Here is a 14,758-nt window from a genome sequence, read left to right on the forward strand (position 1 = left end):
TTGCTTTTTTGCCTTTTGGAAAAATTAACGAGAAATAAATTTTGATTGGGGGAAACAAACATGTGCGGAATTGTTGGCTATATTGGACCCAAACCTGCAGCACCGATTTTAATCAGTGGCCTTAAAAAATTGGAGTACAGGGGTTATGATTCGGCAGGTATAGCCGTTATCGAAGATAGCCATATCAAGATTACCAAGTCTGTGGGAAAAATTGCCAATTTAGAAGAAAAGCTTGCTGGGGTTATTTTAAATGCCACTACCGGTATAGGTCATACCCGCTGGGCAACTCACGGTAAACCGTCGGATGAAAATGCCCACCCGCACTTGGACTGTACCGGCAAATTTGCCGTGGTGCATAACGGGATTATCGAAAATTACCTGGATTTAAAAGAAGAATTAATGGCTGAGGGACATACTTTTCGTTCGGAAACCGATACGGAAGTCCTTGCTCACCTTTTGGAAAAGTATTATGCGGGTGACCTTTTAGAGGCGGTAATAAAGCTTCAAAAAAGATTACACGGTTCATATGCGGCAGCTTTCCTGGCTTTAGAGGAACCGGGCAGGATAGTGGCGGTAAGAAAAGATAGCCCTTTAATTGTGGGTTTAGGGGATGGCGAAAATTTTCTTGCGTCAGACATTCCGGCCATTTTGAACCATACGCGAAAGACTTATATCCTTCAGGATGGCGAAATTGCAGAATTAACCGCTAACACGGTGAAAGTCTACGACATGGAAGGAAATCCGGTGGCCAAAGAAATCTATGAAGTAACCTGGAATGCCGAAGAAGCGGAAAAAGGCGGTTACGCCCATTTCATGCAAAAGGAAATTTTTGAACAGCCCAAAGCCTTAAGGGATACTTTAGCCGGTAGGTTAGATGCCGAAAACTTAGAAGTAAAGCTGCCGGAAATTGAGGAAAACCTTGAATTTTATAAAAGCTTAAACCGCATTTTTATTTCTGCCTGCGGGACCGCTTATCATGCGGGACTTGTAGGGAAATATCTTTTGGAAAAATTGGTGCGGATTCCGGTTGAAGTGGATGTGGCTTCGGAGTTTCGCTACCGGGATCCTTTAATTGGGCGAAATGACCTCTTGGTGGTAATCAGCCAGTCGGGGGAAACAGCCGATACGTTAGCAGCGCTAAGGGAAGCAAAAAAGCGTGGAGCCCGGGTTTTAGCAGTAACTAACGTGGTAGGAAGTTCCGTATCCCGGGAGGCCGATGACGTGATTTATACCTGGGCAGGTCCGGAGATTGCGGTGGCTTCAACCAAGGCGTACACTACCCAGCTTCTCGTGATGTACCTTTTTGCTCTTTATCTGGGAAGAGTAAAAGGCACCATTGACGAAAAACTTTATAAAGAAATGGTCTTTGGTCTTAAAGAAATTCCCCAGAAAGTGCAGGAAGTTCTTGAAGCAGAAGATAAAGTTATTGAGTTTGCCAAAAAGCATTTAAATAAAGAGGATGCCTTCTTTATCGGCAGGGGTCTTGATTTTGCGGTAAGCTTAGAAGGGCAGTTAAAGTTAAAAGAAATATCTTACATTCATGCCGAAGCTTATGCTGCCGGTGAGTTAAAGCACGGGACTTTAGCTTTAATTGTCAAAGACGTACCGGTAATAGCTCTGGCTACCCAGGAAGCTCTATTTGAAAAGATGCTTTCTAACATTAAAGAAGTAAATGCCCGGGAAGCTACCATTCTTGGAATAGCTTTTGCAGGCAAAAAGGAAATAGCTAAAGTTACCGATGAGCAAATATATCTACCCCGGGTACCGGAGCTTTTAGCACCAATCCTTGCGGTGGTGCCTTTGCAGCTTTTGGCGTACCATATGGCAGTTTTAAGGGGTAACGATGTTGATAAACCGCGCAACTTAGCAAAAAGCGTGACGGTGGAGTAAAATTTGCTCTCCCGGAAATAATAAAAAAGAAATTATTTTCCGGGAGGGATTTTTGTGGATGACATTGTCGGCAGGGTAAGCTACTTGCAGGGACTTGCAGAAGGCATTAATTTAAAGGAAAAGGGTAAAGAAGGGGAAATAATTACGGAAATAATTGATTTAATCGCTGACCTAACGGAAGAAGTAAGGAGCTTAAGAGACGACCAGGAACGGCTTGAAGAGTACGTAGAAACGGTGGACGATGATTTATATGAATTAGAAGATGCAGTTTACGATGATGACGAAGAGTTTACCTATGTTACCTGTCCCGAATGCGGAGAACGGGTTTATTTTGAAAGGGAGCTTTTGGAAGCGGACGATAATTATGAGATTACCTGTCCTAACTGCGGGGCCCTGGTGCTGGTAAGTGAGTTTATTGAAAATAGGAGAGAACAGGCTTTAAATCAACAAAATTACGATGATGTAATTTAAGGCGGGAGCAATCCCGCCTTAAAAATTTACCTGGGGTTTGTAGCCGGTTTTAAGTACCCAAAATTCTTTTTCTAATTCCTGTAAGCGGTGGGCCAAAAAGTCGGTTTTCAGAGAGTAGGTCCTGGCAAATTCTGCAAATTTACTTTGGTTTTCAAGAATTTCCTGTTGCTTTGCGGCGATCCCTGCAACTTCACGGAAAAGCTCCGGCATTTTTTCGGTAAGATATAAAACGTTTTTAGCAATGATGTTTTGGTTTTCTTCTAAAGAGCTTGTCCTTTTTTCCAGGGAATCAAAGCGATTTTCCAGAGTTTCTACCCGAACTTTAAGACTAATAACCTCACCTTCTAAATGATCAAGCCTTAGTTCAACTTTGTCCAATCTTTCTTCAACTTTGTCCAATCTCTTTTCTACGCTGTCCAGTCTTTGTTCGACTCTATCCAGTCTTTGCTCAACATTTTCCAGTCTTTGTTCAATTCTATCCAGTCTTTGCTCGATGTTTATTACTTTAGTATTTAGGTCAAAGAGACTTTGGTCAATCCGTTGCAGGTGACTGTTTAGATTACTAAGGGCTTTTAAAACTTCCTGCGTGAATTGGGCTTGCTCCATAAAAATCCCCCTCAAGTTTTATTAACTAAATTATAGCATAAAACACTAACTTGTCTAATATTTTATATACAAAAAAAGGAAGGAGGGGAAGAATGCGGGAAGTTTTTGAGATTTTAACCCCGACCTTAAGAAAGGTTTTAGAGGGAGTCGTTGATCTTCCCCTGGAAGAAATTAGAGTCAGGAAAAACCGGCCTTTAAGCCTAATCTTTGGAGAGGAAGAAGTATTTATCAATGGGCGGGGGGAATACACTTTTGAACAGGACAACGGGGTATGTCTGGCGGAGGAGGAGTTTTTGGCACTATTTCAATTAATTACGGCCTCATCTTATTATGCTTTGGAAGAAGAATTAAAACAGGGATACATAACAATAAAAGGGGGGCATCGTATTGGTTTTACCGGTCAGGCGGTATTGGAGGATGGGAAGGTACGTCATATAAAAAATGTCTGTAGCATCAACATCCGGATAGCGCGGGAGACAAAGGGAGTGGCAGAAAAAATAGTACCATATCTTATTAACAAAAACGGCGAGCCGGTCAATACCTTAATTTTGTCTCCACCCCGCAGCGGGAAAACAACCATGCTCAGGGATTTAGCAAGAATTTTTGCCAACGGCTCTGCCCAGATCGGAATTCCGGGGATTCCGGTGGGAATTGTGGACGAGCGTTCGGAAATTGCCGCATGTTATAAAGGAGAACCGCAGTTGGATGTTGGTATCCGGGCCGATGTTTTAGATGGCTGTCCTAAAGCCCAGGGAATGATCATACTTTTACGCTCCATGGCTCCAAAGCTAATCGTTACCGATGAAATTGGGCGGGAAGAAGACGTGGGAGCACTGGTAGAAGTGGCCAATGCCGGTGTAGCGGTATTTACATCGGCTCATGCCCGGGATATGGATGATTTAAAAAAGCGGCCCCGGTTTTTACCCTTTTTGAAATTGGAGATTTTTGAAAGATACGTAATTTTAAGCCGGCGAGAAGGACCGGGGACGGTGGAAGCGGTGTTAGATGGTCAGGGAAAAGTTATCTTTGGGAGGGGTTAGAATGTACCTTAAGCTTTTGGGAGCGTGTCTAACCGTTGCCGGAACCGGTGCTTTGGGATTTTACCTTGGTAACAGGTACTTGCAGAGGGTTAGGGATTTAGAAAGGTTAATTAACCTCTTAAACTTCTTAAAAACCGAAATTCGTTATAAAGCTACACCTTTACCGGAAATTTTTGCAAAAATGGCTAATTCCGAAGAAGGAACGGTGGCCAAGCTTTTTGAGATTAAGGATAGGACCTTGCCGGTTAATCAGGGACTAAAAAAAGCTCTTGCGGAAGGGTTCTCCCAAACGGCTCTATTAAAGCGTGAACAGGAAATACTCTTAGCGTTTGCTGAAAAAATAGGAATATCGGATTTGCGGGAGCAGGAAAATCTCTTAAATTATACCTGCGAACAGTTAAAACTTGTTTTAGCCGAAAGCCGGCAGGAAGCCGAGAAAAATGTCAAGCTTGTTAATTACTTGGGAGTGCTTGTGGGAGCGTTTTTGGTTTTGCTGTTTTTTTAAAGGAGGGTTATAATGGCGAGCATTGAGATTATTTTTAAAATTGCAGGAGTTGGCATCTTAACCGCGGTTATTCATACGGTTTTAAAACATGCGGGCAAAGAAGAACAAGCGTACATGGCCACCCTGGCAGGGATATCCATAGTACTATTTTGGGTGATTCAAATACTGGCGGAACTTTTTACGGAAATTAAAACCGTGTTTAAGCTGTTTTAGGAGGTTCTTATGGAGATTGGAACGGTGGTGGGCCTTGGTTTAATAGCTACTACTTTGGCCTTGATTGTTAAAAAGGAGCGTCCGGAAATAGCAGTTTTATTAAGCTTAACCGCTGGAGTAGTGGTATTTTTACTTTTAATGGATAAAATTGCGGCAGTTGTGGAAGTGTTTACCGGTTTAGGGGAGCGAGCTGGTCTTAACAGTTTATATTTGGGGATTATTTTTAAAATAATTGGCATATCGTATCTTGCGGAGTTTGGTGCCCAAATCTGTAGGGATGCGGGAGAAGGGGCAATTGCTCAAAAAATCGAGCTGGCAGCCAAAATTTTGGTCATTATTTTGGCAATTCCCATCCTTATGGCGGTTTTAGAAACTTTATTAAAACTACTGCCCGAGTAGGATGAAAACCATGAAAAAACTCAGTATTTTTGTTTTTACCTTAATTTTCCTTATCCTCAATGGAGTGGTCCCGGTATTTGCCAACGAAGTAAGCCTGCCAGTTGAGGCGGAGAAAATTTTAAATTCTGCTGAACAGGAATTAAGAAAAGTCGTTCCGCAAGTGGATCTTAAAAGAGAAGTATTGGCAATTTTTCGGGGAGAGAAGGAAATATCGTTTGCCGAAATATGGGAAAACCTGAAGGGAATCCTTTTAGCTGAAATCCGGGGAAATATAAAAATTCTCCTAAAGCTGTTTATTTTAGCTATTATCCTTTCCCTATTACGGCAGTTGGAAAATAGCTTTTCTTCCGGAAGCATAGCGCAGATTTCCCAAGCGGCGTGCTACCTAGCTTTTATGCTTTTAGCCCTGCAGAGTTTTACCCTGGCTTTAAAGATTGGCAGGGAAGCGGTGGAAGGAATGGTGGGGGTGGCTCTATCTTTGCTCCCGGCAAGTCTTGGCTTGATTGCGGCAGCGGGAGCCGTGACTACTTCTGCCTTGCTTTCTCCGACTTTATTTGGGGTAATTGGGATAATGGGGAGTGTCATTAAAAACTTCGTTTTTCCCCTGCTTTATCTCAGTATTTTAGTGGAGATTGCTGCCGGAATAAGCGACCGATTTTCCCTGGATAAATTAATAAAGTTTGCCCAGCAGTTAAGTATCGGGTTAGTTGGTCTAATGTTAAGTTTACTTTTAGGGGTTGGGGCTTTAGAAACCGTTGCCGGAGGGGTTGCCGATAATTTTATCTTAAAGACTGCAAGGTTTGCCACCGGGACTTTTGTACCGGTAGTGGGAAAAGTTTTAACCGATGCCGTAGAAGCCGTTGCCGGAACTGTTTATCTGTTAAAAAATGCGCTAAATGCCTTGGGCATTGTGATTTTGTTCGGGGTGGTTACCGCTCCAGCGGTTAAAATACTGGTTTTAGGAGGTTTATATAAATTTGCCGGAGCTGTTTTAGAGCCCCTTGGAGAAGAAAACTACGTTAAGACTTTAACCGGAATGGGTAATGCCCTCCTTTTAATCTTTGGCGTTTTAGCAATTTTAAGCTTATTTTTATTTTTCCTGTTTGCGGTGTTGATTTCCGCGGGTAAACCCGTATAGGGGTGATAGGATGGAAAGTTTAATTAAACTTGCCCGGGAAATAATTTTTTTACTTCTCCTTTTTACTTTTTTAGAACTGCTCCTGCCTCTTGGACAAATTCGGAACTTTACTCGGGCAATGATTGGCCTTTTACTAATTATGGCCATGCTAACATCACTGATGGAGCTTTTGCATGCAAACTGGAATTTGGCGGTTTTTTTACCGGAAAGTCAAAGTAAAACAGTAGCGGTGAGTCAGGGAAGTTTGTTGGAAAATGCCAGGTCAGAGGCGGAGAAAACCCTGGAAGCTCAGGTAAAAGCCCTTTTAAACTTAAACGGGGGCAAAGTAAAAGACGTGGAGGTTAAGCTTGGAGAGGGACAGGTGGAGGGAGTTACGGTTTACTTAAAAAAGCCGCTGGAGGAGGGGGAAGAAGTGCGTTTTGCGGAAGTTTTAAAAGCATTTTTTGGTATAGAAAAAAACATAAATTTTAAAGCATTGGAGGTGGGTCAATGAAGTTTTGGGAATTTTTTAAAGAGATGGAACGGGACAAACTTGTTTTCTTTGTAAGCCTTGCGATAATTGGTTTGGTGTTCCTGGCGTGGGGGGATAGCCAGAAGAGTAAAACCACAACCCCGGAGTTACCAAAAAGCAGTGCTCAGATTGAATCGGAAATTAGCCGCCAGGAGAAAGAACTTGCCGAACGTCTTGAGGGTATTTTAGGAAAAATTGCCGGAGTTGGGGAAGTAGCGGTTGAAGTTAAGCTTTTACGCAGTTCGGCAAAAGAGTATGCTTTAAACCGTAATGCCGGGCAAAAAATTACCAATGAATCGGAAAAATCGGGAATTAATCGGAGTATCAACGAAAACACCGACCAAAAAGAAGTGGTATTAATAAAAGACCGGGAAGGGCAGGAAAGCCCGGTGTTGTTAACCGAAGAAACACCGGTAGTGGGTGGAGTTGTTGTAGTGGCCGAGGGAGCAGGAAATCCAGCACTAAAAGAAAAAATTGTCCAGGCGGTTGCCAGTGCCCTGGCGGTACCGCTTCATAAAATTGAAGTACTGGAAGGGGGGAGCGGGGTTGTACGTCATTAAAAAGCAATGGCTGGTTGGCCTTGGGATTTTTTTAGCGTTAGTTATTGCTTTAGTTGTAACTGTTCCAAGGCCAGAGGAAAGTATAACAAGTACAAAACCAAACACTGTAGTTGATAGCTCGTTAACGACGGCCAAAAATCTCGGGGAGTTCAGATTAATGCGGGAAAAAAATCGTTCTTACTTAATAGAAAGCTTAAAGGAGCTTGGGACCAATCGCCAGGCGGCGGAGGAAAGAATTTTAAAAATTTTGGATTTTAAGGAAAAAGAAAGTTTTTTGGAGGAAACCTTAAAAGCCCGTTATGATACCGATGTGGTTGCCTATCTTCAGGATACCCAGGCGGTAGTGGTGATGAAAAAAGAGGAAGATGATAAAATCCGCCTGGAAATAAGAGATTTTGTGGCCCAAAATTTAAATTATCCTCCCGGTAAGGTGCTGGTAATCTTTAAATAAGTATACTTGTATACTTATTTCCAAAGAGTTTCGTGAATTTATAAGTTTTTATATAATAACCGTGTAAAAGCAAAAAAAGAGGTGCGAGTACCTCTTTTTTTTATATTCAGGGGTGAGAGAGATGAGGCGCAGAGTAAAAATTACCGATACAACCTTAAGAGATGGTCACCAGAGCCTTTGGGCCACCAGGATGCGGACCGAACACATGCTTCCCATCTTAGAAAAACTTGACCGGGTGGGTTATCATTCCCTGGAAGTGTGGGGCGGAGCTACTTTTGATGTTTGCCTGCGCTATTTAAAAGAAGATCCCTGGGAGCGCTTAAGAGCAATTAAAAAAATTGTTAAAAATACCCCTTTACAAATGCTTTTACGGGGTCAGTCGTTAGTTGGTTACCAGCATTATCCCGATGATGTGGTAGAACGGTTTGTTTTTAAAGCTGTGGAAAATGGCATAGATATTATAAGAATTTTTGACGCTTTAAATGATATTCGCAATATGGAAGTCCCGATTAAAGCCGCAAAAGCCGCCGGGGCTCATGTGCAGGCGGCGGTAGTTTATACTGTTAGCCCGGTGCATACTTTGGAGCATTATGTTGAAACTGCCAAACGTTTGGTGGAAATGGGTGCCGATTCCATTTGCATAAAAGATATGGCGGGGTTATGTACCCCCTACCAAGCTTATGAATTGGTGGCGGCTTTAAAGAGAGAGTTAGGGGTACCCCTGCAATTTCACAGCCATTACATCGGGGGTCTTGCCGTTGGGGCTTACTTAAAAGCCATTGAAGCAGGGGTGGATGTGGTGGATACCGCCAGCGTACCTCTGGCGTTCGGTGCTTCCCAGCCGCCAGTGGAAACGGTGGTGAGAGCCCTGGCGGATACCCCTTATGATACCGGACTTAATATTCACGAGCTTTTTGAGATTGCCCGTTATTTTGAAGATTTGCGTAAACGGTTAGGCTATGAACGGGGGGTTACCCGCATTTCCGATATGCGGGTTTTTGAACACCAGGTACCGGGTGGGATGATTACCAATTTAATTAGCCAGTTAGAAGAGCAAAAGGCGTTGCACCGCCTGGAAGAAGTTCTGGAAGAAATACCGCGGGTCCGGGCGGAACTTGGTTATCCTCCCTTGGTTACTCCTACCAGTCAAATTGTAGGGACTCAGGCGGTGTTAAATGTTTTAACCGGGGAGCGGTATAAATTAATTCCAGGAGAAGTTCGCTCGTATGTGCAGGGATTGTATGGAAGGCCGCCAGCTCCTATTGACCCGGAAATTAAAGCCAAGATACTTGGGGACCTAAAGCCGGTGGAGTGCCGACCTGCTGACTTGTTAGAACCGAGAATGGAAAAAATAAAAGAAGAGATAAAAGATTTAGCCCGGTCGGAAGAAGATCTTTTGTCTTATGCTTTATTCCCCCAAATTGCCCGCAAGTTTTTTGAAGAGCGGGAGCAGGGGAAATTGACACCGGTGGTGAATAATAATGAAGTAAGAAAAAAGCCTAAAGAATTAGGGAAGGAGGAACAAAATTTGAATTTAAAGGAAATACGGGAATTAATACTCTTGTTAAATGAAACAAGTATTTCGGAACTGATTATTGAAAGTGAAGGTACGAAAATTGCCATAAAAAAAGGCCAGGGGTCGAGCGAAGGAACGGTAACTATGTTACCGCAGGCCCCAGCAACGGAGGCAAAAGGAGTTGAGAGCAAAGAAAAAGTAGAAGAAAAAAACGAGGGTAATTTTTCGTTGATAACTTCACCTATGGTAGGTACTTTCTACCGAGCACCCGCTCCAGGAGCGCCGCCTTTTGTGGAGGTCGGGCAGAAAATAAAGCCTGGAGATGTCCTTTGTATCATTGAAGCTATGAAACTTATGAATGAAATTGAAAGTGAGATAAGTGGCGAGATTGTAGAGATTTTAGTTGAAAATGGTGAAATGGTGGAGTACGGTCAACCGCTCTTTAAAGTAAAGGTATAGGAAAAAATTTGCCCAAAAGTTTTTGACTTTTGGGTAATTTTTTGGAAAGGAATGATTGGATGTTTAAAAAAGTTCTTGTAGCCAATCGGGGAGAAATTGCCGTCCGGATTATTCGAGCATTGCGAGAAATGGGAATTTCAAGTGTTGCGGTTTATTCGGAAGCGGACCGGGAAAGTTTGCATGTAAAGCTTGCCGATGAGGCGATTTGCATTGGCCCGAAAGAATCAAACCGAAGCTACTTAAATATACCGGCGATTATCAGTGCTGCTCTGGTCACCGGAGCCGAAGCTATTCACCCGGGCTACGGCTTTTTGGCGGAAAATGCGGCTTTTGCCGAAGCGGTAGAAGCAAGCGGATTGACTTTTATTGGTCCGCCCCCCCGGGCCATCGAGTTAATGGGAGATAAGGCTACGGCCCGTCAAACCATGATTGCAGCGGGAGTTCCGGTAGTGCCCGGTTCCAAAAAAGTTGTTGAAAATGTGGAAGAAGCTGTGGCTATAGCCCGGGAGATTGGGTATCCGGTAATGTTAAAGGCTTCGGCGGGGGGCGGTGGTAAAGGGATGAGGATTGCCCAGAACGATGAGGATTTGGCCAAAGCTTTTATTACCGCCCGTACTGAAGCTCAAAATGCCTTTGGCAATCCCGATGTTTATTTAGAAAAATACGTGGAAGAACCGCGGCACATCGAGATTCAAGTTTTAGGAGACAAGCACGGAAATTATGTTTATTTATTTGAACGGGATTGCTCTATCCAGCGGCGTCACCAGAAGTTAATTGAAGAGGCACCTTCTCCCTTTGTTGACCCGATTCTGCGGGAAAAGATGGGGGAGGCCGCTTTAAAGGCCTGCCGGGCCGTTGATTACTACAGTGCCGGAACGGTGGAGTTTTTAGTGGATAGAAATAAAAACTTTTATTTTATGGAGATGAACACCCGTATTCAAGTGGAACATCCTGTTACGGAGTTTATTACCGGTGTAGACCTTATTAAAGAACAAATTAAAATTGCCGCCGGAGAAAAGCTGTCCATAAGTCAAAAAGATTTAAAAATCAACGGTTGGGCTATAGAATGCCGGATTAATGCTGAGGATCCGGAGAAGAATTTTATGCCCAGTCCCGGAACGGTAACCGAATATTTGCCTCCCGGTGGTAATGGGGTGCGGGTCGACAGTTTTCTTTATTCCGGCTATAAAGTTGTACCCTATTACGACTCGCTGGTGGCCAAGGTGATAACCTGGGGGCAAAACCGGGAAGAAGCAATTTCCCGGATGCAGAGGGCTCTTTTGGAAATGCGTGTCGAAGGAATTAAAACAACAATTCCTTTTCATTTAAAGGTATTGGAAAATGCCTTTTTCCGTAAGGGTGAAGTTTACACAAATTTTGTGCAGAGAAGAATTTTGGCCGAAGAGTAATTATTATTGTTGAAAAATTTACCGCTTGTTATAATATGATTAAAAGATGGTTATAAAAATTCGAGGAGGTTTTTTTCGTGGATGGCAGAGATAATAAATTAATCCGTGAAGAAGGGACCGAAATTGGGAGTATAAAAATCAGTGACGAAGTTGTTGCGGTAATTGCCGGATTAGCAGCTTCGGAAATTCCCGGTGTGGCGGGAATGAGCGGTACTTTGGCTGGGATTGCTGAAAAGCTCGGGATGAAGTCGATGGCCAAAGGTGTAAAAGTTGAAGTAGGGGAAAGGGAAACGGCGATTGATTTATATATCATAGTGGAGTATGGTGTGAGAATTCCTGATGTGGCCAGTGAGGTTCAGCAAGCGGTGAAAAAAGCTGTGGAAAACATGACTGGCCTTACAGTAGTGGAAGTCAATGTGCATGTCCAGGGAGTGCACTTTCCCGCTGAAGGGAAGGAAGAGGAAATACGGGTCAAGTAGTGGCGGGTTATAACCCGCCAATCTTATTGACAAAGGGGGGTAGAAATGAACTTTTTAGACCGGAGTATCTTATTTCTTTATGGTTTTGTAACGGTCATCTTACTTTTTTGTTTTATGCTGGTGGTTTTAGGCTGGCATTTGCCAATTTTTTACATAAAAAATTTGCTTTTTGATGTCCAATTGCGGACCGCACTTTTTGCTTTTCTCCTGGTACTGTTCCTTTTAGGCCTGAGAGTGGTTGCCTTAAGCTTAAAAACCCAGCATAAAAGAGATAAGGGAATTTCTTTAGAAGGGGAGCTTGGCCAGATAAACGTTACCTTTGATACCATAACGGCTTTAATTAAAAGGGTTGCGGGAAAAATTCCGGGAGTAAAAGAAGTACGGCCGGTTTTAGAAGCTTATCCCGAAGGATTAGGGGTAGAAGTATTGGTGCGAGTACTTCCGGATTTAAACATACCGGAAACCTCCAAGCGGTTGCAGGAAGAGATAAACAGCTACATCCAGGAAAGCTTGGGGATAAAACTTTCCAGGATCAAGATAAAAGTAGAAGATATTGCCCAGGAATTAAGGCCGCGGGTAGAATAGGAGTGTGGAACCAATGGACGAGTGGGAAGTTTTCTTTCAAAAAAACCGGGGAAAAATATTAGGGATGGTTATTGGTGGAGGTTTTGGTTTTTTAGCCATTGCTTTTGGCTTCTGGAAAGCATTATTCCTGGCGATATGTCTTGGCCTGGGTTATTTTATTGGAAAACGTTTAGATGAGGATCAAGATTTTAGCCGGGTTTGGGAGAAAATTTTTAAAGAGCGGTAACATAGGGGAGAGCGATTGTGAATCGTCATACGGCAAGGGAATTAGCATTTAAGGCGCTGTTTGGACTGGATTTTGCTCCAGAAAAAACTTTGGATACCCTGGAAAGTCTGTGGGCGGAAAAAATTGCTGAAGGGAAAATACCTCCGGAAAAATTGGTGGATTTCTCCCGGGAATTGGTGCGGGGGGTTATTGAGAAAAGGGAACGATTGGATGAGATTATTCGCCGGCGTGCCATCGGGTGGGATTTTAAAAGACTGGCAAAGGTGGACAAGACTCTTTTGCGCCTGGCTTTGTATGAAATGTTATATCGACCGGATATTGACATTCCGGTTTCTATAGATGAAGCGGTGGAATTGGCCAAAGTATACGGTGAAGAAGAGTCGCCAAAATTCATCAATGGAATTTTGGGATATGTGGCTGAACATATCGATGAATTCTGGGAGGATAATAAATGAGAGACGTTTTTCTGGGGTTTGATACAAGCAACTACACAACGTCCTTTGCCGCCGTAGACGGTGAGGGACGTTTAATTTTTGACTTAAGGGAAATACTGCCGGTACCGGAAGGCGAGGTAGGGTTAAGGCAGAGGGATGTAGTTTTCCTGCACCTGCGGCATTTAAAGGAAATGGTGCAGGAAGGTTTTAACAGAATTTCCCGGGACCAGGTGCGGGGTATTGGTGTCTCGGTTAAACCGAGACCGTTACCGGAATCGTATATGCCATCTTTTTTGGCGGGAGAAGTGATTGCCAGTACCCTTTCCCTTGCTTTAGACGTACCCCTTGTCAAAACTACCCATCAGGAAGGACATTTGGTGGCGGCCCTTTGGTCTTTAAAAAAAGATTTTCCCAGGTTTTTAGCCATCCATTTTTCCGGAGGAACCAGTGAGATTTTAGAAGTTGAAAAAGAACCTCAAGGTTACAAAGTAAAGGTGCTGGGTAAAAGTCTTGATATTTCTGCCGGACAGCTGGTAGACCGCATTGGGGTCTTATTGGGACTTCCTTTTCCTTCCGGCAAATTTTTAGAGGAATTGGCCCAAAAGGCAGTAGGGATTCTCAAAGTGCCGGCGACTTTTGTCAATGGCAACTGGCACTTCTCCGGGGCAGAGGCATATTTAAAAAGAAAGCTTAAAGACTTTCCGGCTTTTGAAATTGCGCGGGCAGTAGAGGAAGTAATAGCCAGGACTTTATTTAAAATTATCCAGTATCACGCCAAAGATAATCTTCCGGTAGTTTTAATGGGCGGGGTTGCGGCAAATAATTATATAAAAAATTTTTTATTGGAAAAATTAAAGAAAAGAAGGGTAGCAGTAGATCTTTACTTTGCTGAAGTCCAGTATGCTTCCGACAATGCTGTTGGTGTTGCGGAAATCTCGCGAATTAGCAGGATTTTTAAAATTAGTGAAGAATATTAATAAAATTATGGAATAATAATAAAATTCATAAAACTCAAAGGAGGGCGGCTTAGTGTTTAAAATCTTAAAAAAGGAAAACTTAGCACCATCAATTAAACTTTTTGAAATTGACGCGCCTTTGGTGGCAAGAAAAGCTCAGGCTGGGCAGTTTATTATTTTAAAAATTGACGAAAAGGGAGAAAGGATACCGCTCACCATAGCCGATTATGATCGGGAAAAAGGACTTATCACCATTATCTTCCAGGAAGTGGGAAAAACCACCAAACAGCTGGGACTCCTTAATGAGGGGGATGCGGTTAGCGATTTTGTAGGCCCTTTGGGTGTTCCCTCCCACATTGAAAACTTCGGAAATGTGGTGTGTATTGGCGGAGGAGTGGGTATTGCCCCCATTTATCCTATAGCCCGGGCGTTAAAAGAGGCCGGAAATAAAGTTACTGGGATTATTGGTGCTCGCTCGAAAGAATATCTCTTCTGGGAAGAGAAAATGCGGGCGGTAACCGATGAGTTGCTGGTAACTACCGATGACGGTTCGTATGTGAGAAAGGGTTTTGTCACCGATGTTTTAAAAGAAGTAATTGACCGCGGGGAAAAAATTGATTTGGTGGTGGCGATCGGGCCGCTACCGATGATGAAAGCGGTAGCTGAGGTTACCCGGCCTTATCAAATAAAAACCATAGTTAGTTTAAATTCCATTATGGTGGATGGAACGGGGATGTGTGGAGCCTGTCGGGTAACGGTTGGCGGCCAAACTAAATTTGTCTGTGTTGATGGCCCGGATTTTGATGGTCATTTGGTTGATTTTGATGAGCAAATGCGTCGGGCAAAAATCTACCAGGATGAAGAAAAGAGAGCCCTCTTAAAATTTGAAGAGGGCTGCGGGAGGTGCTAA

General features: G+C 43.3%; 19 protein-coding genes. 18 read left to right on the top strand and 1 reads right to left on the bottom strand.

Annotation, left to right across the window (positions count from 1 at the left end; genetic code table 11):
• Positions 1–60 precede the first annotated feature (60 nt).
• Together glmS and CARFE_RS0104600 are read left to right on the top strand one after the other, a co-directional pair.
• Positions 61–1,890: a glutamine--fructose-6-phosphate transaminase (isomerizing) gene (gene glmS, locus CARFE_RS0104595; RefSeq protein ID WP_028051908.1), complete on the top strand. Its 1,830-nt coding sequence runs from the start codon at positions 61–63 to the stop codon at positions 1,888–1,890.
• A 54-nt stretch (positions 1,891–1,944) separates the two neighbouring features.
• The gene (locus CARFE_RS0104600) at positions 1,945–2,361 is read left to right on the top strand and encodes a CD1247 N-terminal domain-containing protein (RefSeq protein ID WP_011344901.1); all 417 of its coding nucleotides are present in this window, start codon (positions 1,945–1,947) and stop codon (positions 2,359–2,361) included.
• Between the two features lie 18 nt (positions 2,362–2,379).
• Here CARFE_RS0104600 and CARFE_RS14285 read toward each other — a convergent pair whose 3' ends face one another.
• On the bottom strand, positions 2,380–2,967 hold the full coding sequence (locus CARFE_RS14285) for a coiled-coil domain-containing protein (protein ID WP_051250157.1): 588 nt from the start codon (positions 2,965–2,967) through the stop codon (positions 2,380–2,382).
• Positions 2,968–3,059: 92 nt separating this feature from the next.
• On the opposite strand from CARFE_RS14285, the gene spoIIIAA reads away from it, so the two are divergent.
• The 16 genes from spoIIIAA (at position 3,060) to CARFE_RS0104685 (ending at position 14,758) form a co-directional block, all read left to right on the top strand.
• Complete coding sequence (gene spoIIIAA, locus CARFE_RS0104610; protein ID WP_028051909.1) at positions 3,060–4,007, top strand: stage III sporulation protein AA; 948 nt, start codon at positions 3,060–3,062, stop codon at positions 4,005–4,007.
• A 1-nt stretch (position 4,008) separates the two neighbouring features.
• A complete protein-coding gene (gene spoIIIAB / locus CARFE_RS0104615; RefSeq protein WP_028051910.1) occupies positions 4,009–4,512 on the top strand; it encodes a stage III sporulation protein SpoIIIAB in 504 nt (167 codons plus the stop codon).
• A gap of 12 nt (positions 4,513–4,524) precedes the next feature.
• Positions 4,525–4,725, top strand: coding sequence for a stage III sporulation protein AC (gene spoIIIAC, locus CARFE_RS0104620; RefSeq protein ID WP_011344897.1), 201 nt, complete (start codon positions 4,525–4,527; stop codon positions 4,723–4,725).
• 9 nt (positions 4,726–4,734) lie between these two features.
• Positions 4,735–5,124: a stage III sporulation protein AD gene (spoIIIAD, locus tag CARFE_RS0104625; protein WP_011344896.1), complete on the top strand. Its 390-nt coding sequence runs from the start codon at positions 4,735–4,737 to the stop codon at positions 5,122–5,124.
• Positions 5,125–5,134: 10 nt separating this feature from the next.
• Positions 5,135–6,262 carry a stage III sporulation protein AE gene (gene spoIIIAE, locus CARFE_RS0104630; RefSeq protein WP_028051911.1) on the top strand — a complete coding sequence of 376 codons (1,128 nt, stop codon included), beginning with the start codon at positions 5,135–5,137 and terminating at the stop codon, positions 6,260–6,262.
• A gap of 10 nt (positions 6,263–6,272) precedes the next feature.
• Positions 6,273–6,755, top strand: coding sequence for a stage III sporulation protein AF (spoIIIAF, locus tag CARFE_RS0104635; RefSeq protein WP_028051912.1), 483 nt, complete (start codon positions 6,273–6,275; stop codon positions 6,753–6,755).
• Positions 6,752–7,333 (top strand): stage III sporulation protein AG, encoded by a 582-nt coding sequence (gene spoIIIAG, locus CARFE_RS14290; protein WP_051250158.1) that lies wholly within the window; start codon positions 6,752–6,754, stop codon positions 7,331–7,333. Before spoIIIAF ends, spoIIIAG begins: the two co-directional genes overlap by 4 nt.
• Entirely contained in the window at positions 7,320–7,784 is a 465-nt protein-coding gene (locus tag CARFE_RS0104645; RefSeq protein WP_028051913.1) for a SpoIIIAH-like family protein, read from the top strand. Before spoIIIAG ends, CARFE_RS0104645 begins: the two co-directional genes overlap by 14 nt.
• A gap of 121 nt (positions 7,785–7,905) precedes the next feature.
• Positions 7,906–9,759 (top strand): sodium-extruding oxaloacetate decarboxylase subunit alpha, encoded by a 1,854-nt coding sequence (gene oadA / locus CARFE_RS0104650; protein WP_028051914.1) that lies wholly within the window; start codon positions 7,906–7,908, stop codon positions 9,757–9,759.
• Between the two features lie 59 nt (positions 9,760–9,818).
• On the top strand, positions 9,819–11,168 hold the full coding sequence (gene accC, locus CARFE_RS0104655; protein ID WP_028051915.1) for an acetyl-CoA carboxylase biotin carboxylase subunit: 1,350 nt from the start codon (positions 9,819–9,821) through the stop codon (positions 11,166–11,168).
• 77 nt (positions 11,169–11,245) lie between these two features.
• The gene (locus CARFE_RS0104660) at positions 11,246–11,647 is read left to right on the top strand and encodes an Asp23/Gls24 family envelope stress response protein (RefSeq protein ID WP_011344889.1); all 402 of its coding nucleotides are present in this window, start codon (positions 11,246–11,248) and stop codon (positions 11,645–11,647) included.
• Between the two features lie 45 nt (positions 11,648–11,692).
• A complete protein-coding gene (amaP, locus tag CARFE_RS0104665) occupies positions 11,693–12,232 on the top strand; it encodes an alkaline shock response membrane anchor protein AmaP (protein WP_011344888.1) in 540 nt (179 codons plus the stop codon).
• A gap of 13 nt (positions 12,233–12,245) precedes the next feature.
• Entirely contained in the window at positions 12,246–12,458 is a 213-nt protein-coding gene (locus CARFE_RS0104670) for a DUF2273 domain-containing protein (RefSeq protein WP_028051916.1), read from the top strand.
• 17 nt (positions 12,459–12,475) lie between these two features.
• On the top strand, positions 12,476–12,913 hold the full coding sequence (gene nusB / locus CARFE_RS0104675; protein ID WP_028051917.1) for a transcription antitermination factor NusB: 438 nt from the start codon (positions 12,476–12,478) through the stop codon (positions 12,911–12,913).
• Complete coding sequence (locus tag CARFE_RS0104680; RefSeq protein WP_028051918.1) at positions 12,910–13,869, top strand: tRNA (adenosine(37)-N6)-threonylcarbamoyltransferase complex transferase subunit TsaD; 960 nt, start codon at positions 12,910–12,912, stop codon at positions 13,867–13,869. Before nusB ends, CARFE_RS0104680 begins: the two co-directional genes overlap by 4 nt.
• Before the next feature lie 52 nt (positions 13,870–13,921).
• Positions 13,922–14,758, top strand: coding sequence for a sulfide/dihydroorotate dehydrogenase-like FAD/NAD-binding protein (locus CARFE_RS0104685; RefSeq protein WP_028051919.1), 837 nt, complete (start codon positions 13,922–13,924; stop codon positions 14,756–14,758).

Origin of the sequence: Carboxydothermus ferrireducens DSM 11255 (genome assembly GCF_000427565.1) — a bacterium.
In the GTDB taxonomy this organism is placed as follows: domain Bacteria; phylum Bacillota; class Z-2901; order Carboxydothermales; family Carboxydothermaceae; genus Carboxydothermus; species Carboxydothermus hydrogenoformans.